The organism is Phenylobacterium sp. (assembly GCF_036677185.1).
Taxonomy (GTDB): domain Bacteria; phylum Pseudomonadota; class Alphaproteobacteria; order Caulobacterales; family Caulobacteraceae; genus Phenylobacterium.
The window spans coordinates 278661-300802 of sequence record NZ_JAKFEN010000015.1 but is presented as its reverse complement, the minus strand read 5'-3'; the positions used below and the strand labels follow the sequence as shown (position 1 = coordinate 300802).

Annotated in this window: 24 protein-coding genes; 9 read left to right on the top strand and 15 right to left on the bottom strand. The window is 70.2% G+C overall.

All coding sequences use genetic code 11. The annotated features are described in order from the left end of the window. Positions 1 to 83 precede the first annotated feature (83 nt). Positions 84 to 1001, bottom strand: coding sequence for a CDF family Co(II)/Ni(II) efflux transporter DmeF (gene dmeF / locus V6M51_RS06960; RefSeq protein ID WP_332765806.1), 918 nt, complete (start codon positions 999 to 1001; stop codon positions 84 to 86). Positions 1002 to 1105: 104 nt separating this feature from the next. On the opposite strand from dmeF, the gene V6M51_RS06955 reads away from it, so the two are divergent. Then, complete coding sequence (locus V6M51_RS06955; protein WP_332773196.1) at positions 1106 to 2176, top strand: CobW family GTP-binding protein; 1071 nt, start codon at positions 1106 to 1108, stop codon at positions 2174 to 2176. A 65-nt stretch (positions 2177 to 2241) separates the two neighbouring features. Here the strand turns inward: V6M51_RS06955 and V6M51_RS06950 are convergent, their stop codons facing one another. Then, positions 2242 to 2673 carry a biopolymer transporter ExbD gene (locus tag V6M51_RS06950; RefSeq protein WP_305677760.1) on the bottom strand — a complete coding sequence of 144 codons (432 nt, stop codon included), beginning with the start codon at positions 2671 to 2673 and terminating at the stop codon, positions 2242 to 2244. Between the two features lie 196 nt (positions 2674 to 2869). Between V6M51_RS06950 and V6M51_RS06945 the strand changes: the two genes are divergently transcribed. Then, complete coding sequence (locus V6M51_RS06945) at positions 2870 to 3838, top strand: WD40 repeat domain-containing protein (RefSeq protein ID WP_332765801.1); 969 nt, start codon at positions 2870 to 2872, stop codon at positions 3836 to 3838. Here V6M51_RS06945 and V6M51_RS06940 read toward each other — a convergent pair. Continuing rightward, positions 3835 to 4527, bottom strand: a complete 693-nt coding sequence (locus tag V6M51_RS06940) for a nitroreductase (protein WP_332765800.1) — start codon at positions 4525 to 4527, stop codon at positions 3835 to 3837. The genes V6M51_RS06945 and V6M51_RS06940 overlap by 4 nt on opposite strands. Positions 4528 to 4581: 54 nt before the next feature. Between V6M51_RS06940 and mtgA the strand changes: the two genes are divergently transcribed. Next, the gene (gene mtgA / locus V6M51_RS06935) at positions 4582 to 5286 is read left to right on the top strand and encodes a monofunctional biosynthetic peptidoglycan transglycosylase (protein WP_332765799.1); all 705 of its coding nucleotides are present in this window, start codon (positions 4582 to 4584) and stop codon (positions 5284 to 5286) included. A gap of 7 nt (positions 5287 to 5293) precedes the next feature. Here the strand turns inward: mtgA and V6M51_RS06930 are convergent, their stop codons facing one another. From V6M51_RS06930 to V6M51_RS06920, 3 genes are all read right to left on the bottom strand, one after another. Continuing rightward, entirely contained in the window at positions 5294 to 6094 is an 801-nt protein-coding gene (locus tag V6M51_RS06930) for a class I SAM-dependent methyltransferase (RefSeq protein WP_332765797.1), read from the bottom strand. Between the two features lie 71 nt (positions 6095 to 6165). Next, entirely contained in the window at positions 6166 to 6873 is a 708-nt protein-coding gene (locus tag V6M51_RS06925; protein ID WP_332765796.1) for a cytidylyltransferase domain-containing protein, read from the bottom strand. Between the two features lie 14 nt (positions 6874 to 6887). Next, entirely contained in the window at positions 6888 to 7763 is an 876-nt protein-coding gene (locus V6M51_RS06920) for a bifunctional regulator KidO (protein WP_332765795.1), read from the bottom strand. A gap of 100 nt (positions 7764 to 7863) precedes the next feature. Between V6M51_RS06920 and V6M51_RS06915 the strand changes: the two genes are divergently transcribed. The 4 genes from V6M51_RS06915 to V6M51_RS06900 all read left to right on the top strand — a co-directional run bounded on the left by V6M51_RS06915 (position 7864) and on the right by V6M51_RS06900 (position 11361). After that, complete coding sequence (locus V6M51_RS06915; RefSeq protein ID WP_332765793.1) at positions 7864 to 8856, top strand: XdhC family protein; 993 nt, start codon at positions 7864 to 7866, stop codon at positions 8854 to 8856. A 30-nt stretch (positions 8857 to 8886) separates the two neighbouring features. After that, positions 8887 to 9372 carry a nuclear transport factor 2 family protein gene (locus tag V6M51_RS06910; RefSeq protein WP_332765791.1) on the top strand — a complete coding sequence of 162 codons (486 nt, stop codon included), beginning with the start codon at positions 8887 to 8889 and terminating at the stop codon, positions 9370 to 9372. Between the two features lie 96 nt (positions 9373 to 9468). After that, a complete protein-coding gene (locus tag V6M51_RS06905) occupies positions 9469 to 9597 on the top strand; it encodes a hypothetical protein (RefSeq protein ID WP_332765789.1) in 129 nt (42 codons plus the stop codon). Positions 9598 to 9792: 195 nt separating this feature from the next. Next, positions 9793 to 11361, top strand: a complete 1569-nt coding sequence (locus tag V6M51_RS06900) for a flavin-containing monooxygenase (protein WP_332765787.1) — start codon at positions 9793 to 9795, stop codon at positions 11359 to 11361. A gap of 25 nt (positions 11362 to 11386) precedes the next feature. Here the strand turns inward: V6M51_RS06900 and V6M51_RS06895 are convergent, their stop codons facing one another. Genes V6M51_RS06895 through moaA form a run of 7 tightly spaced genes read right to left on the bottom strand, consistent with a single transcriptional unit; the run spans position 11387 to position 16773 of the window. Further along, the gene (locus tag V6M51_RS06895; protein WP_332765785.1) at positions 11387 to 12802 is read right to left on the bottom strand and encodes an alpha/beta hydrolase; all 1416 of its coding nucleotides are present in this window, start codon (positions 12800 to 12802) and stop codon (positions 11387 to 11389) included. A gap of 35 nt (positions 12803 to 12837) precedes the next feature. Then, positions 12838 to 14028 (bottom strand): molybdopterin molybdotransferase MoeA, encoded by a 1191-nt coding sequence (locus tag V6M51_RS06890; protein WP_332765784.1) that lies wholly within the window; start codon positions 14026 to 14028, stop codon positions 12838 to 12840. Next, positions 14025 to 14495: a cyclic pyranopterin monophosphate synthase MoaC gene (moaC, locus tag V6M51_RS06885; protein ID WP_332765782.1), complete on the bottom strand. Its 471-nt coding sequence runs from the start codon at positions 14493 to 14495 to the stop codon at positions 14025 to 14027. The genes V6M51_RS06890 and moaC overlap by 4 nt, the downstream gene beginning before the upstream one ends. After that, positions 14492 to 15046 (bottom strand): molybdenum cofactor biosynthesis protein B, encoded by a 555-nt coding sequence (gene moaB, locus V6M51_RS06880; protein WP_332765781.1) that lies wholly within the window; start codon positions 15044 to 15046, stop codon positions 14492 to 14494. The genes moaC and moaB overlap by 4 nt, the downstream gene beginning before the upstream one ends. A gap of 2 nt (positions 15047 to 15048) precedes the next feature. Then, positions 15049 to 15492 carry a molybdenum cofactor biosynthesis protein MoaE gene (locus V6M51_RS06875; protein WP_332765780.1) on the bottom strand — a complete coding sequence of 148 codons (444 nt, stop codon included), beginning with the start codon at positions 15490 to 15492 and terminating at the stop codon, positions 15049 to 15051. After that, complete coding sequence (locus tag V6M51_RS06870) at positions 15489 to 15728, bottom strand: MoaD/ThiS family protein (protein ID WP_305673622.1); 240 nt, start codon at positions 15726 to 15728, stop codon at positions 15489 to 15491. The genes V6M51_RS06875 and V6M51_RS06870 overlap by 4 nt, the downstream gene beginning before the upstream one ends. Before the next feature lie 4 nt (positions 15729 to 15732). Then, entirely contained in the window at positions 15733 to 16773 is a 1041-nt protein-coding gene (gene moaA / locus V6M51_RS06865) for a GTP 3',8-cyclase MoaA (protein WP_332765779.1), read from the bottom strand. Positions 16774 to 16832: 59 nt separating this feature from the next. Between moaA and V6M51_RS06860 the strand changes: the two genes are divergently transcribed. Next, on the top strand, positions 16833 to 17402 hold the full coding sequence (locus V6M51_RS06860) for a nucleotidyltransferase family protein (RefSeq protein ID WP_332765884.1): 570 nt from the start codon (positions 16833 to 16835) through the stop codon (positions 17400 to 17402). Here V6M51_RS06860 and V6M51_RS06855 read toward each other — a convergent pair. Next, a complete protein-coding gene (locus tag V6M51_RS06855; RefSeq protein ID WP_332765777.1) occupies positions 17399 to 18250 on the bottom strand; it encodes a LytR/AlgR family response regulator transcription factor in 852 nt (283 codons plus the stop codon). The two genes, V6M51_RS06860 and V6M51_RS06855, sit on opposite strands and share 4 nt — an antisense overlap. Positions 18251 to 18416: 166 nt before the next feature. Here V6M51_RS06855 and V6M51_RS06850 point away from each other — a divergent pair, with 166 nt between their 5' ends. Then, positions 18417 to 20003, top strand: coding sequence for a carboxylesterase/lipase family protein (locus V6M51_RS06850; RefSeq protein WP_332765775.1), 1587 nt, complete (start codon positions 18417 to 18419; stop codon positions 20001 to 20003). On the opposite strand, the gene V6M51_RS06845 is transcribed toward V6M51_RS06850, so the two are convergent. Further along, complete coding sequence (locus tag V6M51_RS06845) at positions 19960 to 22140, bottom strand: xanthine dehydrogenase family protein molybdopterin-binding subunit (protein ID WP_332765773.1); 2181 nt, start codon at positions 22138 to 22140, stop codon at positions 19960 to 19962. The two genes, V6M51_RS06850 and V6M51_RS06845, sit on opposite strands and share 44 nt — an antisense overlap. Between the last annotated feature and the right edge of the window lie 2 nt (positions 22141 to 22142).

Here is a 22142-nt window from a genome sequence, read left to right as displayed (position 1 = left end):
CTTGGACTTTAGCAAAAGGAATTGCGCCCGCGAGAGGCCCCGCGGGCGAGAGGGCCGGACTTATACAGCGGGTCCCGTGCAAGTCAACGCGAGTCCCGCGTTTCGACGGTCACATGGCTCAATCCGGGCAGGCCGGCCAGGCGCGCCCGATAGGCGGATGCCGCCAGGGGGGGCTTGGCCTCGATCACCGCGATGGCGGCGTGGTGGCCGGGCCCCAGCCGCCATAGGTGCAGGTCCAGCAGCCGCTCGTCGCCCGTGACCAGCCGCGCGCGGATCTCGGCGGTGAGTTCGGGCGAGGGATTCATGTCCAGCAGCACCGCGCCGGCCCTGTGCAGCAGCCGCCAGGCGAAGTGGGCGACCAGGGCCGCCCCGGCCAGGCCCGCCAGGCTGTCGGCCCAGGCCCAGCCGAAGAACCGCCCCAGCGCCAGGCCGAATATGGCCAGCGCCGAGACCGCCGCGTCGGCGGCCAGGTGGAGGTGGGCGGCCGAGAGGTTCAGGTCGCCATCGCGGTCGTGGGCGTGGGTGTGGGCCGGCCGCAGCAGCCACATACAGATCAGGTTTATCACCAGGGCTCCGGCGGCGAGCGCCAGGGCGCCGTCATAGGCGACCGGCGCGGGCGCCAGCAGGCGCGCGATGCTCTCGAAGGCGATGAACAGGGCCGTGACCGCCAGGACCGAGGCGTTCGCGAAACCCGCCAGATAGCCGAGCTTGCCGGTCCCGAAGGAGAATCGCGGATCGTCGGCGAACCGCCGGGCCAGGCCATAGGCCCCGGCCGCCACCAGCAGGGCGGCCACATGGGCCGCCAGGTGCAGGCCGTTGGCCACCAGGGCCATGGAGTTGAACGCGATCCCACCGGCGATCTGTGCGACCAGGGTCAGGAGGCAGATGCCGGCCACGATCCAGGTGCGCCGCTCGTTGCGGGCATGATCCGCGCCCAGATAGACGCGGTCGGCGCGGAAGGCGTCGATCTGCGCTTGGGTCTCGGGCGTGGAGGCGGTCACGGCTGCAGTCTTCCCATATCTTCGATCTTCGGCTCTGGTGTTATATGATAACACTTTAGACCGCAAGCGCGGCGCCTGTTCCCTTGGGCCCTCGCAATGACTAGATGTCGGCCATGACCGACAAGACCCCCGTTACGGTGCTCACCGGCTATCTCGGCGCCGGCAAGACCACCCTGCTCAATCGCATCCTCACCGAGGACCACGGCAAGCGCTACGCCGTCATCGTCAACGAGTTCGGCGAGGTCGGCATCGACAACGACCTGATCGTCGGCGCCGACGAAGAGGTCTTCGAGATGAACAATGGCTGCGTCTGCTGCACGGTGCGCGGCGACCTGATCCGGGTTCTCTCCGGGCTGATGAAGCGCAAGGGCAAGTTCGACGCGATCATCGTCGAGACCACGGGCCTGGCCGATCCCGGCCCGGTGGCCCAGACCTTCTTCGTCGACGACGATGTGAAGGCCAAGACCCAGCTCGACAGCGTCACCACCGTGGTGGACGCCAAGCACCTGATGCTGCGCCTGGCCGACAGCCGCGAGGCGGTCGAGCAGATCGCCTTCGCCGACCAGATCGTGCTGAACAAGACCGACCTGGTCACCGAGGCCGAGCTGAAGAGCGTCGAGGCGGCGATCCGCCGGATCAACCCGCTCGCCCCGATCCATCGCGCCCAGCGCTCCAACGTGTCCCTGGACAAGATCCTCGGCCGCGGCGGCTTCGACCTGGCCCGCATCACCGAAGTGCAGCCGGAATTCCTGAACCCGCCCCACGGCGAGGCGGGCCACGTCCATGACGAGGATTGCGACCATGATCACGACCATCATCATCACGGCGATCATGACCACGGTCACCACGGCGATGATCATGAAGACCATGCGGCCGCGGCGGGCATCCGCGGCGTCTCGCTGACCCTGGACAAGCCGATCCACGGTCAGCGGGTCACCAGCTGGCTGAACCAGCTCCTGGCCGACCAGGGTCCCGATATCCTGCGGGCCAAGGGAATCCTGGACGTGGCCGGCGAGGACCGCCGGCTGGTGTTCCAGGCGGTGCACATGATTCTCGAGGGCGACTTCCAGGGCGACTGGAAGGCCGGCGACAAGCGCTACAGCCGCATGGTGTTCATCGGCCGCAACCTCGACGAGGCCAAGCTGCGCGCCGGCTTCGAGGCCTGCGCGGCCTAGGATCCACGAAAAAGCCCGCCCGGGTTTCCCTGGACGGGCCTGATCTCGTCGGTGGTCCGAAGGGCCTAGAGCTCTTCGTTGATCAGGGCCACCTGGAAGAAGCCGTTGCTCTGCAGGGTGTTCATCACCGCCATGAAGTCGCCGTAGCGCACGGTGCGGTCGGCGCGGATATAGACGCGCTCCGCGGTGGGCTCGGGCTTGGCGATGATCCGCGACAGATCGGCCGGCAGGGTGTCCAGGGTGGTGGGCACGTCGCCGATATAGAGGCCGGCCATCTGGATGTTGATCAAGGTCGGCTCGACGATCTTGGTGCCCGGCGGCGGCGGAATGGCCGGCGGCAGGTCAAGCTTGACGGAAACCGTGGCGGCCGGAATGGCCACCATGAAGATGATAAGGAGCACCAGCATCACGTCCACGAAGGGCGTGACGTTGATGTCGCTGTTCTGGCCGAGGTCGAACTTACCGCCGCCGCCCCCGCCGCCCAGCTTCGCACCCATATGAATTTCCTTCCCTAGGGCCCCTGGAACCGGGGCCGCCACGTGGTCGCGGAAACCCTTCGCCAAACAAAAGCCGATTGTAAAGAGCCAACAGCCCCGACTTGGTCGCCAAGTTCGCCCGTTGAATGTTTCGACGGCGGCGTGGCCTGGATTTCCGGCCCTCGCCAAGACCGGCGTTAGGCGGCTAAGAGGCGCCATGACTTTCGATTTCGACGCCTATGTCACCGCCGCCCTGTTCGGAAAGGCCGGCAAGGCCGCCTTCGCGCTTGGGGACGGCAGCATCCGATTCGAGACCGGCGAGCAGGTCGAGGCCCATGACGGGGCGATCCTGGCCGCCTGCCTGCACCCGTCCGGCGAGGGCGTGCTGAGCGGCGGCGACGATGGCCGGCTGGTCTGGACCCGCACGACCGGGTCCGAGGAAATCGCCAAGGTCCAGGGCCGCTGGATCGAGGCGGTGGCGGCCAGCGCCGAATCCAAGCTGATCGCCTTCGCGGCGGGCAAGGAACTGCACGTCCGCGACGCCGCCGACCCGGCCTTTTCCCGCGTCTTCGCCCACGAAAAGTCGGTGGCCGACGTGGCCTTCGATCCCAAGGGCCGGCGGATCGCCACCGCCACCTATAACGGCGCCTGGCTCTGGTACGGGCGCATCGCCGAGCAGAAGCCCTATGTGCTGAAGTGGGCCGGCAGCCATGTGGGCCTGGCCTGGAGCCCCGACGGCAAGTTCCTGATGTCGGCCATGCAGGAGAACCAGCTCCACGGCTGGCGGGTGGCCGACGAGAAGAATCTCAAGATGGGCGGATATCCGGGCAAGGTGAAGAGCCTCGCCTTCCTGGCCAAGGGCGCGCTGCTGGCGACCTCGGGGGCCCCTGGCGCGGTGATCTGGCCCTTCGCCGGGTCCACCGGGCCGATGGGCAAGCAGGCCGCCGAGATCGGCTTCGACGAGAGCGCCATGGTGGCTCGGGTCGCCGGGACCCCGAACGGCCAGTTGGTGGCCGCGGGCCTGGACGATGGGCGGGTCTGGTGGTGCGACCTGGCCGGCCAGAGGATCAATACGGTCAAGGCCGAGAAGGGCCCGCCGATCACCGCCCTCGCCGTCACCCCCGACGGGAAGCGCCTGGCCTGGGGCGACGAGGACGGCGGCGCCGGCGTGGCGGATATCGGCTAGTCGAAGCCGCGCAGTTCGGCCCAGGTCTCGAAGGGGTCGCGGGCCGAGCGCAGGGCGTTGATCGGGGCGCTCTCGTCGCGCCAGCCCAGCGCCATGCCGGAGAACACCATGTGGTCCTCGGGCAGGTTCAGCAGCCGCGCCAGGGTCTGGGGATAGCGCGCCCAGTATTCCTGCGGGCAGGTGTCCAGCCCCCGCTCGACCGCCAGCAGCATGACCGTCTGCATGTACATGCCCACGTCCGACCACTGGGGCGGGCCGAGCTTACGGTCCAGGCAGAAGAACAGCCCCACCGGCGCCCCGAACAGCTCGCCGTTCTTGGCCAGCTGGCGCAGCCGGGCTGGCTTGTCCTCGCGGGGAATGCCGAGGGTGGCGTAGAGGTCCTCGCCGTTCTGGAACCGCCGGGTGCGGAACGGGTCCCAGAGATTGGGCGGATAGACGTCGTATTCCGGGGTCTCGCCGAACGGATTGGCGGCCACCTCGCGCTTCAGTTCGGTCAGCGGCGCGCCGGCCAGGCCATAGACCCGCCAGGGCTGCAGGTTGCCGCCGGACGGCGCGCGGGCCGCGGCCTGCAGGATCTCGCGGACGGTCTCTTCCGGCGGGGTCTCGGACTTGAAGGCCCGGATGGAGACGCGCCGTTCGACGGCGTCGGAAACGTTCACGGTGGTGCGTCCTTCGGGTGGCTTGACCATGTCGGCGGCTCACAGCATCGCTAGCATCTCGCCGCCACGTAAGGGCAAGCAAGCTTGGCCAAACCATCAAAGGGATTCTTCGGCCGGCTGGCCCGGGGCGTCTTCGTCCTGGTGGTGGTGTTCGGCCTGATCGGCCCGATCCTGACCACGGCCATGTACCGGTTCGTGCCGCCGCCCGTCACCTGGCTGATGATCCAGCGGGTGTTCGAGGGCAAGGGCTTCGACCGGCGCTGGCGGTCCCTGGACCATATATCGCCCCGGCTGGTGCGCGCCGTGATCGCCGCCGAGGACGCCAAGTTCTGCGAGCACCACGGCTTCGACTTCAACGCCCTGGAAAAGGCCATGGCCAACAACGCCAAGGGCCGCAAGCTGCGCGGCGGCTCCACCATCAGCCAACAGACCGCCAAGAACGTCTATCTGTGGCCGGGCCGTTCCTATGTCCGCAAGGGGCTGGAGGCCTATTTCACGGTCCTGATCGAGACCATGTGGGGCAAGCGGCGGATCATGGAAGTCTATCTGAACTCCATCGAGTGGGGCCCTGGCGTCTACGGGGCCGAGGCCGCGGCGCGGAAGAACTTCGGGGTCGGCGCCGACAAGCTCACGGCCCCCCAGGCGGCGCGGCTGGCGGCCATCCTGCCCAGCCCGCTCAAGTGGCGCGCGGCCAAGCCGGGACCCTATGTCAAGCGCCGCTCGGGCCGGATCGGCAAGGCCGCGGGCACGGTCAACCGCGACGGCATGGCCGCCTGCGTCCTGGGCTGACGACCGCCTAGGTCCGCGGCCGCATCACCAGCCAGGGCGTCGGCTTCGAACGCCACTCCCAGACCGCCAGCAGCTGGTCGAGATGACCCAGGTTGGTCAGCCAGTCGGGCAGCGGCATGGCCTTGCCCTGCTGGTCGACGCGGACGATCTCGTGGCTGGCGGAAAACCGTTCGACCAGCCGCTGCAGGACGCCCGGCCGGGCGCCGCCATGGGTCTCGACGATCAGGTTCATCCCCTCGAGCGCAGGGCTGGCGGCGGGGTCCAGCAGGTCGTCCTCGGCCCCCTCCACGTCAACGAAGACCAGGACCTTGCGGCCGGCGAACGCCGCGAAGGTCTCCGGCGCGAAGGCCGCGGCGATCTCCACCCGATCGGCGACGCCGTTGTCGGCCGCGAGTTGGGCGCAGGCGACCCGGGCCTTCGGATCGATGTCGTAGGCATAGACCGTCGCGCCGGCCATTAGCCGCGCCAGGCCCACGGCGTAGTAGCCCTCGGCGCAGCCGATATCGATGACGCAGTCGAGGCCTTCGGTCGCGAAGGCGGCGATGTGAGGGTGCAGCTCGGACTCATAGGTGCCGAGCAGGCGCGGTGCGAGCGCGCCTTCGGTCGCCGCGCTCACATAGTTCATGCCGGCGAACGGGCCCTGGAACACGGCGCGTCCGTGCTTGGCCACATAGGTGTTGGCGATCACCTGCGAGCGCCACTTGGCCATGTAGCGCAGCACGTTCTCCAGCTCGCGCATGTTGGCGAGCGGGCGCGGATACAGCACGCGGCCTTTCAGCCAATCGGCCACGACGGTCTGCAAACTCATGGGCGCTCCGGGGGTGAGACCCGGCATGGCTGAGCGATCCCGTCGCTCAAGTCAACGGGCGCGCGCCCGGCTCAGGCGGCCCAGCGAGCGAGGTCCTGACGGCCCTGGGTGATGTCCAGGACGTCTTCCATCGAGAAGCCCGGATCGACCGAATGCAGGGCGTCGTAGACGGCGCGGGCGAAGGCGAAATCGGCCGGGGTCTTCACCCGCCAGTCCAGCTTCGAGAAGTCGCGGGGGGCCAGGCAATGGGCCTGGGGATAGCGGTCGGCGCGTTCGCGGATCTGGGCCAGGGGCGATCTCGTGGCAGCAACCTGCGGGTCGGTTTCGGCGGCGGCGCTGGCCAGGGCCTGGGCGGTCACCACCTCGACCTCCAGCCCCTTGGGGAAGGAACGCTCGACGCGATTGGAGGCGTAGGCGGCGCGGGTGGTCAGGGCCAGGCGCACTGTCTCGTCGATCACGGCGGGGTCAACGAAGGGCGAGTCGCCCTTGATCCGCACTACGTGGGTCACCGGGCCGGCGGCCTCCACGCAGCGCATGAAACGTTCGGAGAGATTCTCCGAGGCGCCGCGGAACACGGTCTGGCCGCGGGAGACCAGGAAACTCGCCAGGGGATCGTCGGAGGGCTCGGCGCTGGTGGCGACCACCAGCTTGGAGATGCAGCGGGCCAGGCGGATGCGCTCCACCTGCCGCCAGATCATCGGCTCGCCCCGCAGCGGCGCCATCGCCTTGCCTGGAAGGCGATGGGAGGTCATCCGGACCTGCAGGATGGCGAGGATCATGACATTCTTAGCCTCTAGGCGGCCGCCCAGGCGCGGGGGTCGAGCGCGACGGGATCGTCCAGCGCCATCTCGTCCCAATCCAGGTCGGGAGGCGGGCTGGAGGCCGCGGCGACGACGGCCGAGAGTTCCGCGGGCGATGAGACGCCGACCAGGACGGTGGCGGCCTCGGGCCTCGACAGGGCGAAGCCCAGCGCGGCCTGCAGGGGATCGGACTTGCCCTCGGCGATCAGGCGCCGGGCGCGGCTGATGCGGCTGGCGGCGGCCTTCAGATGGTTGGGCGCGCGGTCGGGCGGCAGGAAGAGCAGGCCGTTGAGGAAGATCGAGCGCAGGTGCACCTCGATCCCGTAGCCGGTGAGCGCCGCCAGGGTGCCGTCGATCAGCAGGCGCTGGTCGAGCAGGGAGGCCGGGGCCTGGACGATGTCGGGGCGGAACCGGCGGGCCACGCCCAGCGGGTCGTCGGAGGCGAAGACCGAAACGCCGATCTTCCGGGTCAGGCCCTGGTCCTTCAACGCCTTCAGGCGGTCCCACAGGGCCGCGCCGTGCGGGCCGAACAGCTCGGAGGCGGCGGGCACCAGAATGGCGTCGGCCTGCTCCACGCCCATGCGGCGCAGGGCGGCGCGCGCCTCCTGCTCGACGAAGTCGGGTCCGCGGTCGGCGCGAACTGTGGAGATGGAGACGCGGAACGGGTTGGGACGCGGCATGACCTCGCCGAGCGCGGTCTCGGCCATGGCCGAATGGCCGGCGACGTCGAACACGGCCAGCTGCGAACGCGCGGCGATGTCCAGGATGTCGCGGGCGTCGGCCTGCGGCGAGCGTCCACGGACGCCGACGGACTGGTCGAGGCCGAACTGGGCGGAGCCGAGGCCGAGCTTGGAAAGAGGTGAGGTCATGAAGCCGGTGTGCTGGATACGAACCCGAGGAGCCCCCATCTAGGTCGAAAGGCCTAAAGAACCCGTGTCTAGGACGTTTATGGGGGGTTAAGCTCAAGCCATGCGTGACTCCCTGCCCGAGTGGCCCCTATTCGGCCTGACCGACGATGTGCGGCCCGCCCTAGCCCAAGCCCGGCAACGGAAAATCCCCGTCGCCCTGGCCACCCTGGTCGCCGTCGAGGGCGGCGGGCCGCGTCCGGTCGGGACCCAGATGGCCTTCGCCGACGGGATCGTCGCCGGATATTTTTCCGGCGGATGCGTGGAAAGCGACGTCGCCGACCACGCCTTCGCCTGCCTGGAGGACGGCGAGCCGCGGCGGCTGATCTATGGCGAGGGCAGCCCCTGGCCGGACATCACACTGCTGTGCGGCGCGCGCATCGAGATCTTCGTGGAAAAGGTCGGGGCCGACGACCCGGCGCTCGCCGAACTTCTGGCCGCCATGGTGGAACGCCGCCCCACGACCTGGGTCAGCGACGGTCGCCGGCGGGTCTGCGCGCAGGACGCCCAGGCCTGGGAGGGGGCGGTGAGCCGCCGCCACGATCCGGTCCCGCGCCTGGTGGTGTTCGGCTCCGACCCCACGGCGCTCGCCATCGCCCAGCTGGGGGTGCTGAGCGGGTTGGAGACCACCTTCGTCCGCTCGAAGGGGCCCGAGGCGTCGCCGCCCATTCCCGGCCTCGGCTACCGCCGCGACGACCCGCAGGCGGCGCTGGACGGCATCGGGTGCGACGCCTGGACCTCGATCGCGGTGGCCACCCACAATATCGACACCGACCGCGAGGCCCTGGCCGCCGCCCTGCCCTCGGCCGCCGGCTATGTGGGCCTGCTGGGCGCGCGCAAGCGGCTGGCCGAACGCCTGGCGCCCCTGCGCGCCGCGGGCCTGCCGGAACAGGTGCTGAGCCGCGTCCATGCGCCCATTGGCCTCGACATCGGCGGCAAGGCCCCCTGGGAGGTGGCCGTCTCGGTGATCGGCGAGATCGTCAGCCTGCGCCATCCCCGCACGCCCGAGCCGGCGCACGAAGCGCCCGCCAAGCGTGACAGGGCGACAGTCTCCTAGGCGCGGGGTGCAAAGGGGCAGGGGATGACCATGGGTCGGACGTTCAGCTCACTCTTGGCCGCGCTCGCGATCATGGCGACCGCTCTTCCGGCTGCGGCGGCCGATGTCGTGGCCGATGCCCAGGCCTTCATGCGGGAGTACCAGAAGGTCATCCAGCGCGGCGACCGCCCGGGGCTCGCGGCGCTCTACGACCGTAGCGGCGCCTATTTCGTCGGCCATGGCCACAAGCGCTTCCTCACCTATCCGCAGATCGTCGAGCTCTATGCCGGGCCGCAATGGTCGCATCCGGCCGCTTTCGCGTGGAGCGACCTCTCCTACGAGCCTGCCGGCCCCGACGCCGTGGTGGTCGCGGGCCTGTTCATCTGGGTCAACTCTCCCGGCGATACGCCAGGGCCGGTTTCCTACACGGGTCTCCTCGTGCGCCGCGACGGCGTACTGCGGATACGGCTCGAGGATGAATCGGCCAGTCCGCAGAGGCCGCCCCCGCCTCCCGCGCCCACGCCGCCCAAGTCCTAGGCGCGACACCGACCGATTCTCGCGCCGGACGTGCTATCCTTGATGTTCGCCCTCCGCGGAACCTCCGCGCGGCGCGGCCCGAAAGGCCCCAGTTCCATGAAGACCTACGCCACCACGCCCCCGACGCCTGTCCGGCGCGACCTCATCGATTCGCGTTCGTCGGCCGGCTCCTCGGTCCCGCAATCGCGCAAGCCCCTGCTCAACGACCGCCGCAGCACGCGCTAGTCCTAGCGCTCCGGGTCAAGGCGCAGTGCGCCTTGACCTTGGTCAAGGATTCCCATGAGGCGAGGCGCCACAGTCGAAAGCGCCGCCGACCTCTTGCAAACTTATCATTGATAACTCACGATCGGGCGGACTCGAACTTCCGAGCGGCGCCTGCTCCTGGCTGGTCGCCGCCAACAAACAGGGCAGGAAGACACCATGAGCGCCAGCGCCACCCTCACCCGGCCGACGACCAAGGCCGTCGAGCATTTCGACGTCATCATCGTGGGAGCCGGGATATCCGGAGTCGGCGGCGCCTATCATCTCAGCAAGCAGCGTCCCAAGGACAGCTATGTGGTGCTGGAGGCCCAGGAGAACTTCGGCGGCACCTGGTTGACGCACAAGTATCCGGGCATCCGCTCCGACAGCGACCTCTACACCTTCGGCTACCGCTTCAAGCCCTGGACCGGGACCCCGATCGCCACGGCCGCCGAGATCCTCACCTACATGAACGAGGTGATCGAGGAGAACCACCTCGGCTCCCACATCCGCTACGGGCATAGGATCACCTCGGCCAGCTGGTCCAGCCGCGAGAACCTGTGGACCCTCGAGGCGGTGCGGTCCGACACCGGCGAGACCGTGCGGTTCACCACCGGCTTCCTGTGGATGTGCCAGGGCTACTATCGGCACGGCCAGGGCTACACCCCCGAATGGGAGGGCATGGCCGACTACAAGGGCACGATCGTCCATCCCCAGACCTGGCCCGAGGACCTCGACTACAAGGGCAAGAAGGTCGTCATCATCGGCTCGGGCGCGACCGCCGCCACCCTGGCCCCGGCCATCGCCGGCGACTGCGCGCACGTCACGGTCCTGCAGCGCTCGCCGACCTATTTCATCCCCGGCCGCAACGCCAACGAGCTGGCCGACACCCTGCGCCAGCTCGAGATCGACGAGACCTGGATCCACGAGATCGTCCGCCGCAAGATCCTGTTCGACCAGGACGCCTTCACCCGCCGCGCGCTGGAGGAGCCTGAGACGGTCAAGGCGGAACTGCTGGCCGGAGTGCGGGCCTTCCTGCCCGAGGACCAGGTGGTGAAGCACTTCACCCCCACCTATCGGCCCTGGCGCCAGCGCATCGCCTTCATCCCGGACGGCGACCTGTTCCAGGGCATCCAGGCCGGCAAGGCCTCGGTGGTCACCGACGAGATCGACCGCTTCACCGAGACGGGCATCCTGCTGAAGTCCGGGGAGACGCTGGAGGCCGATATCGTGGTCACCGCCACCGGCTTCGATCTCAACGTCCTGGGCGACATCGACTTCGCCATCGACGGCCAGCCGCTGGATTTTTCCAAGACCGTCACCTATCGCGGCATGATGTTCACCGGGGTGCCGAACCTGATCTGGGTGTTCGGCTATTTCCGCGCCAGCTGGACCCTGCGGGCCGATCTGATCGGCGACTTCGTGGCCCGGCTGCTGGGGCACATGGAAAAGAAGGGCGCCAAGAAGGTCATGGTGGCCCTGAGGCCGGAGGACCAGGACATGGCGCTGCAGCCCTGGATCGATCCGGAGAACTTCAATCCGGGCTATCTGATGCGCGGCATGCACCTGCTGCCCAAGAGCGGCGACAAGTCCGAATGGCGCCACACCCAGGACTATTGGGCGGAGAAGGACGAGATCCCGGCCATCGATCTCGACGATCCGGCCTTCGTCTACGAAGGCGCTCCGGCGCGGGCCAGCGGCAGCACCTCCACCACGTCGCCGGCCGACAGGGCCGCCGCCCCGGCCTGACGGGGCGTCCGCTGAGGCCGAATGCTCAACGCCCCTTGGCCGGGGCGGCGAGCTGGAAGGCCGGCGCGCGCATGTCGGCGATGCAGCTTGCATCGAGCGCCTTGAGGGCGCCGGTCTCGAAGAACTTCACCACCAGCGGATCGAAGCAGGTGTCGAGCCCCGACAGGCCGTCGACAACGTGACCGCCCTCGCGGATCGTCAGCTGGCGGGTGTTGGGGCGTGAACGCGCCAGCTTCGCGGCCCACTCCGGCGGCGTGACCGGGTCGAGGCGTCCCGAGATCAGCAGCACCGGCGCGCGGCTCGGGCCAAGGCTCTCCACGCGGACGCGGGCCGTCGGCCAGGCGCGGCAGGCCTCGCGCTGGCGGCGCAGGCGATAGTCGCCGAAGGCGGTCGCTCGCGCCTTCGCCGCTGCGGCCGCGTAGGGCATGAGCGCCAGGCTCTCGGCGCAGGTTATGGAGAGATAGAGACCCTCGGCGAACGCCGGCCCGCTCGCCGCGGCCGCGTTCTGGCGCAGCCATGAGACATCGCCTCCCGCCGCGCGGTGGATCAGCTCGGGCAGCTGGCGCGCCGAGCCCGGCGCGTACATCAGGGTGCGGATCTTCTCCATGAAGACCTCGGGCGTCGGGTCGCCGCCAGCCTGGGCGAGGCGGGCGCGGGCCCGTTCCAGGTCGCCGGGAATGTCCGGAAAGCTGGCGGCGCAGGCGGCGTCGGCGCGGCAATCGGCGATCAGCAGCTTCAATGCCTTGTCGGCCGCGGTCGCGTGATGGCGCGGCGGCATGGCCTGGGGCGGAGCCAGTCCGGTCAGCACCGCGGCGTGGACGCGGGTCGGCTCGCGGGCCATGTAGCGCAAGGCCAGGGTCGTTCCGTACGACAGGGCGTTGATGTCGATGGTCTCATGGCCCAGGGCGGCGCGGACCGCTTCTATGTCGCGCGCCGCGTCGTCGGTCGTATAGCGCGTGAGGTCGACGCGCGCCGACAGGACCTCGCGGCAGGCCTCGACCGCCTTGGGCGGATACATCGGCCGCAGGGCCGCCTCCGCCGCCTGGAGCGCCGGGCATTGCAGACCCCCCGACCCGCCCGTGCCTCGCTGGTCGAACAGGATCACGTCGCGACCTTCCCAATAGAGCGCGCCCTCGGTCAGGTAGAAACCGGCGTTCTTGGTCGACGGGAGGCCCGGCCCGCCCTCTAGGTCGAATAGGGCTGGGGCGCCGGGGCGCGGCTTGCGAGCCGGCAGGATCACCACCTTCAGCGCGACCCGTCCGGCGCCGGTGTCCCATCGTTCGGGAACCGCGACGGTCCCGCATCGCGCGACGCCGACCAGTTCAGGGGCGGTGCAGGCGGCCTCCTCGAAGCGCGGCGACGAAGACGCCGCGGCGGCCGCGGCCGGCGTTGTGATCAGGCCCGCGAGGCCGAGGATGACAAGGATTCCGTGCCCGCCCATGGCCCAGCCTGCGACCGGTCGGCGGCCTTGTCCAGTCAGCCCCGGGCGAGCGGCAGGATGTCGACCACGTCGCCGGCCGCCAGGGCCGGGGCGCCGGGCTGGCGGCGCAGCAAGGCGTCGGCGGCGGCGAAGACGCCAACGAGGGAGGAATCCTGATCGAGATAGGGGGTCGCCAGGATCGATCCCTCGCCGTGGTCGAGCTTGGCGCGCATCCAGTGCTCGCGCGGGCCGTTGGCGGCCAGCGGCCCGGTCAGGCGGGCGGTGGCCAGGACCGGCTCGGCCGTGGTTCCGCAATAGGCGGCGATCAGCGGCTTGAGGAAAAGCTCGGCGCAGACGAAGGCCGAGGCCGGATTGCCGGGCAGGCCCAGCAGGCGTCGGCCGTCGGCCAGCACCCCGAAGAAGGTGGGCTTGCCGGGACGGACCGCCACGCTCTCCACACGAAGCGACAGGCCGAGCGCCTGGGCCGCGGCGCGCACGAGGTCGTGGTCGCCCACCGAGGCGCCGCCGACCGTGACGATCAGGTCGGCGTCGGCGCCGCGCATAGCCTCGATCACCGCCTCGAGCTGGTCTCGGACGCCGGAGAGCCTGGTGGCCTGGCCGCCCCAGGCCTCGACCATGACCTTCAGCGCCGGGGAGCCGGAATCGTAGATCTGGAACGGGCCGGGCGCGGCCGGCGCCTCGACGATCTCCTCGCCGGTGGACAGGATGGCCACGCGCGGACGGCGATGGACGGTGACCTCGGCGCGACCGGCCGAGGCGGCCAGCGACAGCCGCCAGGGGTCGATGCGGGTTCCCCGTCGCAGCAGCACGTCGCCCGCGCGGAAGTCCTTGCCGGCGTCGCGGATATTGTCGCCGGTTTTGCAGGCGGGCACGGCGACCAGGTCGCCCTCGCGCGCGGCGTTCTCCTGGATCACCACGCTGTCGGCGCCAGAAGGCAGGGCCGCGCCGGTGAAGATCCGCACCGCCTCGCCCGGCTGGACCTGGCCCTCATAGCCGTGGCCGGCGGCGCTCTCGCCGACGATCTTCAGGCTGCCAGGCGCATCGGCGGCGCGCACGGCCCAGCCGTCCATGGCCGAGTTGGTGAAGGGCGGCTGGTCGCGGACGGCGGCGACGTCCTCAGCCAGCACCCGGCCCACGGCCTGGCCCAGCGGGATCGTCTCGGCGGGCAGGGCGACGGCCTCCGCCAGCATGGCGGCGCGGGCGGCCTCCACGCTCATCAACTTCATGGCCGGGTCCAGTCGCCGGACTTGCCGCCGGACTTCTTCATCAGCCGCACGGCCTCGATGGTCATGGCCTTATCGGCGGCCTTCAGCATGTCGTAGACGGTGAGGCAGGCCACGGAGACGGCGGTCAGGGCCTCCATTTCCACGCCTGTCTGGCCGGCGGTGCGCACGCGGGCGGTGACGGAAAGTCCCCCATCGCCCGGCTCGACCCGCACCTCGACCTTGGAGAGCGCCAGGGGATGGCAGAGCGGGATCAGGTCGGAGGTCTTTTTCGCCGCCATGATCCCGGCGATCTCGGCGGTGGCGCGAACGTCGCCCTTCTTGGCGTCGCCAGAGAGGGCGAGCGCCAGGGTCTCGGCGGACATGCGCACGAAGCCCTCGGCGACCGCCTCGCGGGCCGTGACGGCCTTTGCCGAGACGTCGACCATGTTGGCGCGGCCGGTCTCGTCGATGTGGGTGAGCTTGCTCACTGCTCAAGCAAGCGGGGCATGAGCTCGACCATGTTGCAGGGGCCGTGGCGGCTGTCGAGCTGGGCGGAGATCACCTTGTCCCAGCCGTCCTTCACCGCGCCGTTCGAACCTGGCAGGCAGAAGACGAACACCCCGCCGACCAGGCCCGCCGTGGCGCGGCTCTGCAGGGTCGAGAGCCCCACCGACTGGTAGGAGACCAGGTGGAAGATCACCGAGAAGCCGTCGAGCTTCTTGTCGAACAGCGGCTCGACGGCCTCGGGCGTGACGTCTCGGCCGGTGATGCCGGTGCCGCCGGTGGTGATGATGACCTCGATGGTTCCGGACGCCACCCAGGCTTTGATCTGTTCGCGAATCTGGGCGACGTCGTCCTTGACGATGCCTTTGGCGGCCAATTCGTGACCGGCGCCGGTGACGCGTTCGGCCAGGACGTGGCCGGAGGTGTCGCTCTCCTCGTCGCGGGTGTCGGAGATGGTCAGGACCGCGATCCGCACCGGCTTGATGGCCAGGTTCTCGTTGATGTGGCCGCCGGGGGCGAAGGCAGGGGCGTTCATGGTCATGTCTCCCAACGGGCGATGTCGGCGTGGTCCTGGGGTTTCGGCTCGATCCAGCGCGCGCCGGCCGGGCCGGTCTCCTTCTTCCAGAAGGGGGCGCGGCTCTTCAAGTAGTCCATGAGGAAATCGCAGGCCTCGAAGGCCGCGCGGCGATGGGTGGCGGCGGTGGCCACGAAGACGATCGATTCGCCGGGCGCGATCTTGCCGACCCGGTGGACGACGGCGAAGTCATCGAGGCTGAAGCGGTCGACCGCCTCCTGGGCGATGCGGTTGATCTCGCCCTCGGTGAAGCCGGGATAGGCTTCCAGTTCCAGGATGACGGCCGTCCCGAGCTCGGCGCGGGCCAGGCCCACGAAGCTGGCGACCGCCCCGGTCTCGGTCCGGTCCCGGCAGAAGTCCGAAAGCAGGACGCCGGGATCGAAGGCCTGGTCGGTGAGCCGGATCATCCGCCGCTCATGGGGGGCAGGAAGGCCACCTCCGAGCGGAGGGAGAGCGCCGCGTCGCCACGGACGATGGCCTGGTCCAGCGCGATCTGCACGCCGGGGGCGGCGAGCGCCTCACCCAGCCGGGCGTCCTCGGCGCTCAGCAGATCGCGCAGGGCGTGGACGCTGGGGCTCTCGACCTCCCGCGAGCGCCAGCCGGCGACGTCGCTCAGGCGGCCGAACAGCAGGACGCGCGCCATGGCTCTAGCCCCCGGTGGTCGACATGTGGCGGGCCACGGCCGGGGCCGAGGCGCGCGAGATCTGGAAGTCGTGGCCCTTGGGCTTGGCGTCCACCGCCAGGCGGACCGCGTCGATCAGGGCCTCGTCGTCGGCCCCAGCGCGGATCACCGCGCGCAGGTCGCTGGCGTCCTCGCGGCCCAGGCAGGTGTGCAAGGTGCCCGTGCAGGTCAGCCGCACGCGGTTGCAGGCCTCGCAGAAATTGTGGCTGAGCGGGGTGATGAGCCCCAGCCGTCCGCCGGTCTCGGCGATGCGGACATAGCGCGCCGGCCCGCCCGTCTGGTGGTCGATGTCGGTGAGCGTCCAGAAGCTCTCCAGGTCGCGGCGCACGTCCTTCAGCGACAGGAACTGGTCGGTGCGGTCAACCTCGATCTCGCCCAGCGGCATGGCCTCGATCAGGGTGGCGTCGCAGCCCCGGGCATGGGCCCAGGCGATCAGGTCGGGCAGTTCGGCGGCGTTGTCGTCCTTCAGCGCCACGGCGTTGATCTTGACCGCGATGCCTGCGGCCAGGGCCGCGTCGATCCCGGCGATCACCTTGGCGAGGTCGCCGCCGCGGGTCAGCTTGCGGAACAGGTCGGGCTTCAGCGTGTCCATCGACACATTGATCCGCCGCATCCCGAACCGGGCGAGGTCGCTGGCGAACTCGCTCAGCCGCGTGCCGTTGGTGGTCAGGGTCAGCTCGTCCAGCGCGCCGGATCGCAGATGGCGCGACAGACTCTCGACCAAGCCCATGAAACCCTTACGGACCAAGGGCTCGCCGCCGGTCAGACGCAGCTTGCGCACCCCTTGGCCGATAAAGGCCGAGGCGATGCGGTCCAGCTCTTCCAGGCTCAGCACCTCGGCCTTCGGCAGGAAGGTCATGTGTTCGGCCATGCAATAGACGCAGCGCAGGTCACAACGGTCGGTGACCGAGACCCGCAGATAGGTCACGGCGCGGCCGAAACCGTCGATCAGGACCGGGGTCGAGCGCGCGGGCTCTTGCGGCGAGGGGGCGTCATAGGGCGTCATGCTGGCCCTAACATAGAGGGGAAGACGGGACGGTGACAGGGGCGGGCGCATTCGAGGCGGTGGTTTTGGCCGCCGGAGCCGGCTCCCGGTTCGGCGGGCGCAAGCTGCTCGCTACCTATGCAGGCGGGGTCCTGCTGGACGCCGCCCTGGCCGCCGCCTTCGCCGCGCCGGTGAGCAAGGTGATCGTGGTGACCGGGGCCGACGGCGAGGCGGTGGCCGCCGCCGTCCGCGCCAGCCCGGCCGTCGATGGTCGGCTGACGCTCGTCCATGCGGCCGACCACGCCGAGGGCATGGGCGCCTCCCTGCGCCGGGCCGCGGCCGAACTCAGCCCCGGCTGCGCGGGGGTGTTCGTGTTCCTGGGCGACATGCCGCGGATTCCGCACGCCGTGTTCGCCCTCCTGATCGAGGCCGTGCGAGCCGGCGCGCCGGCCGCGGCCCCGGTCTTCCAGGGTCAGCGCGGCCACCCGGCCCTGCTCGGCGCGGCCTTGCTGCCGCAGCTCCTCACCCTGACCGGCGACGCCGGGGCGCGGGCGATCCTCAAGGCGCTCGGCGATCGGCTCATCCTCGTCGAGGCCCCCGACGACGGGGTGCTGTTCGACGTGGACGAGCGCGGCGACCTGCCGGCCTAGGCCTTCGCGACATCGAACAACCCGTCGAGTTGCGCGCGGAAGCCGCGGCTCAGGCGCAGCTCGGTCCCGTCGCGAAGGCGGACGACGCCGTCGCCGCCGCTCAGCCGCCGGACCCCGCGGACCCGGTCCAGGGCGACGATTGTCCGCCGATGGATGCGCGCGAAGCGTTGCGGGTCGAGCTGCGTCTCCAGCCGTCGTGAGGTTTCCCGGATCAGGTGAACCTCCTGGCCGCAGTGCAGGGCCAGATAGTTGCCCTGGCTCTCGATCCAGTCGACCTGGTCGAGCTCCACCACCTGCATGCGGCCGCGGGTCTTGACGGACACGCGGGACAGGTAGGGCAGGGCCGGCGTCTGAGCGGCGGGCGCCTGGGTCCGGCGGAAGAAATGCGCGGCGTGGGCGATTCCGTCCAGGCCGGCCAGGCAGAAGACGAGCAGCGGCCCGTTGAGTACGAGATGGTCGGCGACAGCCTCGGCGAGGGGCTGCCGCTCGCGCTCAAGAAGCCACTCGGCCGCGACGCATGACGCGACGATCAGGATCGCCGCCAGGCCGACCCACGCGGCGAGGTGCAGCCCAGCGCGGCGCCAGCGGCCGGTACCCTCGATGGGATGGCGCTGGGCCAGGGCGAGGATCGCCGGAGTCACGCTGGCGCCCAGCAGGCTCGCGGCCGTGATCCGCAACACCTCCTGGTCCCAGTCCAGGCCGCCGTGGGGCAGCGACCGCAGGATGTTGCCGGGTTCCAGGACCAGCAGGAAGGCGAGCCAGTAACCGAAGCCCGCGGCGAACTCGCGCGCCCAGCGCGGGGCCAAATCCCGACGGTCGGCGGGAGGAAGGGGGACTGCGTAGGACATGGCTCCAGATTGACGCGGCCCTTCGGCGGCGTCCATGCGCGTCGCGTCCCGGGCTGGTTTTGTGACGAGTCGTCCCGCGCGGGGGACGACTTGCCGTCCGCCCGCCTTCCCGCGAAGAGCCCGGCGGGAAAGACTGACGTCTCCGATCTTGCGAGGCGCGCGTGCGATGAAACTGACCTGGGCGGCCACGATCCTGGCGGCTGCGTTCCTGATCTGCCCGCCTGCGCTCGCCGGCCCGATCGCGAGGACGGATGCCGGGGTCGTCGAGGGCGTCCGTGACGGGCCGCTGGCGGTCTATCGCGGGATTCCCTTCGCCGCCCCGCCGGTGGGCGACCTGCGATGGCGCGAGCCGGCGGCGCCTGTCGCCTGGCAAGGCGTGCGCCCGGCGGCGGCCTTCGCCCCGGCCTGCATGCAGACCGGCGTCTCCATGCCCGGCGAGACCCCGCCGCAGGTCAGCGAGGACTGCCTCTATCTCAATATCTGGGCGCCGGCGTCGCGGGGCCGGACAGACCGGCCGGTGATGGTGTGGATCCATGGGGGCGGGCTGGCCAATGGATCGGCCGCCATGCCGCTCTATTGGGGCGACCGGCTGGCGCGCCAGGGCGTGGTCGTCGTCAGCATCGCCTACCGCCTGGGTCCGTTCGGCTTTCTGGCCCATCCCGAACTCACCGCCGAGTCGGCGCACGCCTCGTCCGGCAATTACGGCCTGTTGGACCAGATCGCGGCGCTTCAGTGGGTCAGGCGCAACGCCGCCGCCTTCGGCGGTGATCCCGGCCGGGTGACGATCTTCGGCCAGTCGGCCGGGGCGACCTCGATCAGCATGCTGATGGCCTCGCCGCGCGCCAAAGGCCTGTTCCATCGCGCCATCGGCCAGAGCGGCGGGCTTTTCGAGCCGATCCAGCTCGCGCCGGACTACCTGCTCGCCAGGGCCGAGCGACAGGGCGTCGCCTACGGCGCCGCGCTCGGCGCGCCATCGATCGCCGCGCTCCGAAGCCGTCCGGCCGCCGACCTCCTGAAGGCGCCGACCGGCTCGGTCTCGCACCCGGTGATCGAGCCTTACGTGCTGCCGCGCCCGCCCTTCGACGCCTTCGCCGCCGGCGCCGAGAACGACGTGCCGCTGCTGGTCGGATCGAACGCCGAGGAGGCTCGCAGCCTGACGGACCTTTCCGGCGTCCGGACGGCGAGCTTCGAGGCCGACCTGACGCGGCGATGGGGCGCCTTGCCGCCGGCCATCGTCGCCGCCTATCCGCATAGGACCGACGAGGAGGCGCGCCGGGCCCGGACCGATCTGGAGCGCGATCTTCGCTTCGGCTGGGACGCCTGGGCCTGGGCGCGGCTGGGCGCCCGCCGGCGACCGGTCTACGCCTATTATTTCACCCAGACCCCGCCGTTTCCGGCCGACTCCGCGCACGCCGGCTGGGGCGCGGGCCACTTCGCCGAGCTCTGGTACATGTTCGACCACCTGGGCCAGACGCCCTGGCCCTGGACCCCGGCCGACCGGCGGCTGGCGTGGGCCATGTCGCGCTACTGGGTCAACTTCGCGGCCACCGGAAACCCGAACGGGCCCGGCCTGCCGCCGTGGCCCGCCTTCGTCCCGGACGACGGATGCATGCTGCGGCTGGGGGATCCGATCGCCCCGGACGGCGTCGCCAACCTGCGGACGCTGCAGGTCTTCGACGCCGTCTACGGCCAGCTCCGCGGTTCGCCGCCTAGGCCTTTACGAACGGCTGGCTGCTCGTCGCCTGGCCGTTGAGGGCGAAGAGGGCGTTGGCCACCGCCGGGCCGATCACCGGGGTGCCGGGTTCGCCGACCCCGCTGGGGACCGCGCCGGACGGCACGATGTGGGTCTCGACGATCGGGGCCTCGGTGTTGCGCAGCACCCGGTAGGTGTCGAAGTTGGTCTGTTCGACCACCCCGTCCTTGACGGTCACATTGCCGTAGAGCGCCGCCGATAGGCCATAGCAGGTGCCGCCCTCGATCTGGGCGGCGATCTGGTCGGGTGCGATGGCGGTGCCGCAGTCGATGGCGGTGACCACGCGGCCCACTTTCGGGACCCCGTCCACGAGCTTGACCTCGGCCACCTGGGCGACCACCGATCCGAAGCTCTCGTGCACCGCCACGCCCCGGGTCCAGCCGGCCGGCGCCGGCGTGCCCCATCCCGCCTTCTCGGCGGCGAGGTTCAGCACCGCCAGGTGCCGCTTGGCGTCGGCCTTGGCGTAGAGGGCGCGGCGGTAGTCCACCGGGTCCTTGCCCGCTCGCTTGGCCAGCTGGTCGATGGTGTGCTCCATCACGAAGGCGGTGTGGGTCGCCCCCACCGAGCGCCACCACAGGACCGGCACGCCGATGTCCGGCTGGATGAGCTGGGCGTCGACCACGGGGGTGGCCTTCAGATAGGGCGAACCCAGGGCGCCTTCGATGGCGGTCTCGTCCAGTTTCGGTTCGCCGGTGGGCGAGCCCTTCATGATCGACTGGGTGACCACCCGATGGCGCCAGGTGGCGGGGTAGCCGTCCTTGTCCACCGTGACCTTCACCGTGTGGTGGACGATGGGCCGGAAATAGCCCGCCGCCATGTCGTCCTCGCGGGTCCAGACCAGCTTCACCGGCCGCATCTTGCCGACCTTCTTGGCGATGTGGACGCACTCGGCCACGTAGTCGGACTGGAAATTCGCTCGCCGGCCGAACGAGCCGCCGGCGAACAGGGTCTCGATCTCCACCGCGCCCGGCAGCATGCCGACGATCTTGGCGGTGTTGAGCTGGTCGACGGTGGGGATCTGCGAACCGAAGGTGAGCTTGGCCTTGCCGCCGCCCACCTGGGCCACGCAGTTCATCGGCTCCATGGTCGCGTGGGCCAGGTAGGGGAAGTCGAAGCTGGTCTCGAAGGCCGGGCCGGCGGCTGTGGCGATGTCGCCCTTCGACCCGAACGGCTTCCATTTCATCTTGTCGGTGGCCGGGGTCTTGCCCGAGGCCAGGTCCTTGTAGCTGGCGAGGATGGCGTCGGAGGAGCGCTTCTCGGCCTCGTCCTCGTTCCAGGTGACCTTGAGCGCGTCGCGGCCCTTGCGGGCGGCCCAGGTGTTCTGCGCCACCACGGCGACGCCGGTGGGGATCTCATAGACCTCGACGACGCCGGCGACCTTCTTGGCCTCGGCGGCGTCGAAGGACGCGACCTTGGCCCCGTAGCGCGGGGCGTGGGCGACCATGGCCACCAGCATGTCCGGCATCTGGACGTCCTGGGTGAACTTCGCCGTGCCGTCCGACTTGGCCTGGGCGTCCTTGCGGCGCACCCGGTCGGTGCCGATCAGGGTGAAGGTCTTGGGGTCCTTCAGGGTCGGGGCCTGGGGCGGGGTCACCTTGGCCGCGTCCGGCAGCAGTTCGGCGAAGGTGGCCGACTTGCCCGAAGCCGCGTGGCTGACCACGCTGTCCTTGACCACGATCTCGCCGGCCGGGACGTTCCATTTGTTGGCGGCGGCCTCGACGAACATGGCCTTGGCCGAGGCGCCGGCCTTGCGCAGCTGGTCCCAGGAATTGGCGATGGCCGACGATCCGCCGGTGCCCTGCACCCCCATGACGGTATTGGCGTAGACCTTGGCGATGGCCGGGGCGTGCTCGACCTTGACCTTGGTCCAGTCGGCCTCGAGCTCCTCGGCGACGATGGCGGCCAGGCCCGCATGGTTGCCCTGGCCGAATTCGATGTGCTTGCAGACCACGGTGACCGCGCCGTCCGCGCCGATCTTCACGAAGGGCCCGAAGGCGCCGAAGTCGGTCTTGGCGCCGATGGAGAGGATGTCGCCCATGGAGCAGCCGCCGACCAGCAGCGAGCCGCCGACCAGGGTCGCGCCGATGACAACGTCGCGGCGGGTGGCTTTCAGGGGGGATTTCACGTGTGCGTTCATGG

What these genes read in the sequence shown, in the direction of transcription:
- moaA (WP_332765779.1), bottom strand. Translation starts at nt 16,773, where the DNA reads ATGACGCCCTATGACGCCCCCTCGCCGCAAGAGCCCGCGCGCTCGACC.
- V6M51_RS06845 (WP_332765773.1), bottom strand. Translation starts at nt 22,140, where the DNA reads ATGAACGCACACGTGAAATCCCCCCTGAAAGCCACCCGCCGCGACGTT.
- V6M51_RS06850 (WP_332765775.1), top strand. Translation starts at nt 18,417, where the DNA reads ATGAAACTGACCTGGGCGGCCACGATCCTGGCGGCTGCGTTCCTGATC.
- V6M51_RS06955 (WP_332773196.1), top strand. Translation starts at nt 1,106, where the DNA reads ATGTCGGCCATGACCGACAAGACCCCCGTTACGGTGCTCACCGGCTAT.
- V6M51_RS06915 (WP_332765793.1), top strand. Translation starts at nt 7,864, where the DNA reads ATGCGTGACTCCCTGCCCGAGTGGCCCCTATTCGGCCTGACCGACGAT.
- V6M51_RS06925 (WP_332765796.1), bottom strand. Translation starts at nt 6,873, where the DNA reads ATGATCCTCGCCATCCTGCAGGTCCGGATGACCTCCCATCGCCTTCCA.
- V6M51_RS06910 (WP_332765791.1), top strand. Translation starts at nt 8,887, where the DNA reads ATGGGTCGGACGTTCAGCTCACTCTTGGCCGCGCTCGCGATCATGGCG.
- V6M51_RS06920 (WP_332765795.1), bottom strand. Translation starts at nt 7,763, where the DNA reads ATGACCTCACCTCTTTCCAAGCTCGGCCTCGGCTCCGCCCAGTTCGGC.
- V6M51_RS06930 (WP_332765797.1), bottom strand. Translation starts at nt 6,094, where the DNA reads ATGAGTTTGCAGACCGTCGTGGCCGATTGGCTGAAAGGCCGCGTGCTG.
- V6M51_RS06940 (WP_332765800.1), bottom strand. Translation starts at nt 4,527, where the DNA reads ATGGTCAAGCCACCCGAAGGACGCACCACCGTGAACGTTTCCGACGCC.
- V6M51_RS06945 (WP_332765801.1), top strand. Translation starts at nt 2,870, where the DNA reads ATGACTTTCGATTTCGACGCCTATGTCACCGCCGCCCTGTTCGGAAAG.
- V6M51_RS06905 (WP_332765789.1), top strand. Translation starts at nt 9,469, where the DNA reads ATGAAGACCTACGCCACCACGCCCCCGACGCCTGTCCGGCGCGACCTC.
- moaB (WP_332765781.1), bottom strand. Translation starts at nt 15,046, where the DNA reads ATGAACGCCCCTGCCTTCGCCCCCGGCGGCCACATCAACGAGAACCTG.
- V6M51_RS06890 (WP_332765784.1), bottom strand. Translation starts at nt 14,028, where the DNA reads ATGAAGTTGATGAGCGTGGAGGCCGCCCGCGCCGCCATGCTGGCGGAG.
- V6M51_RS06855 (WP_332765777.1), bottom strand. Translation starts at nt 18,250, where the DNA reads ATGTCCTACGCAGTCCCCCTTCCTCCCGCCGACCGTCGGGATTTGGCC.
- V6M51_RS06950 (WP_305677760.1), bottom strand. Translation starts at nt 2,673, where the DNA reads ATGGGTGCGAAGCTGGGCGGCGGGGGCGGCGGCGGTAAGTTCGACCTC.
- V6M51_RS06900 (WP_332765787.1), top strand. Translation starts at nt 9,793, where the DNA reads ATGAGCGCCAGCGCCACCCTCACCCGGCCGACGACCAAGGCCGTCGAG.
- V6M51_RS06895 (WP_332765785.1), bottom strand. Translation starts at nt 12,802, where the DNA reads ATGGGCGGGCACGGAATCCTTGTCATCCTCGGCCTCGCGGGCCTGATC.
- V6M51_RS06870 (WP_305673622.1), bottom strand. Translation starts at nt 15,728, where the DNA reads ATGGCGCGCGTCCTGCTGTTCGGCCGCCTGAGCGACGTCGCCGGCTGG.
- V6M51_RS06875 (WP_332765780.1), bottom strand. Translation starts at nt 15,492, where the DNA reads ATGATCCGGCTCACCGACCAGGCCTTCGATCCCGGCGTCCTGCTTTCG.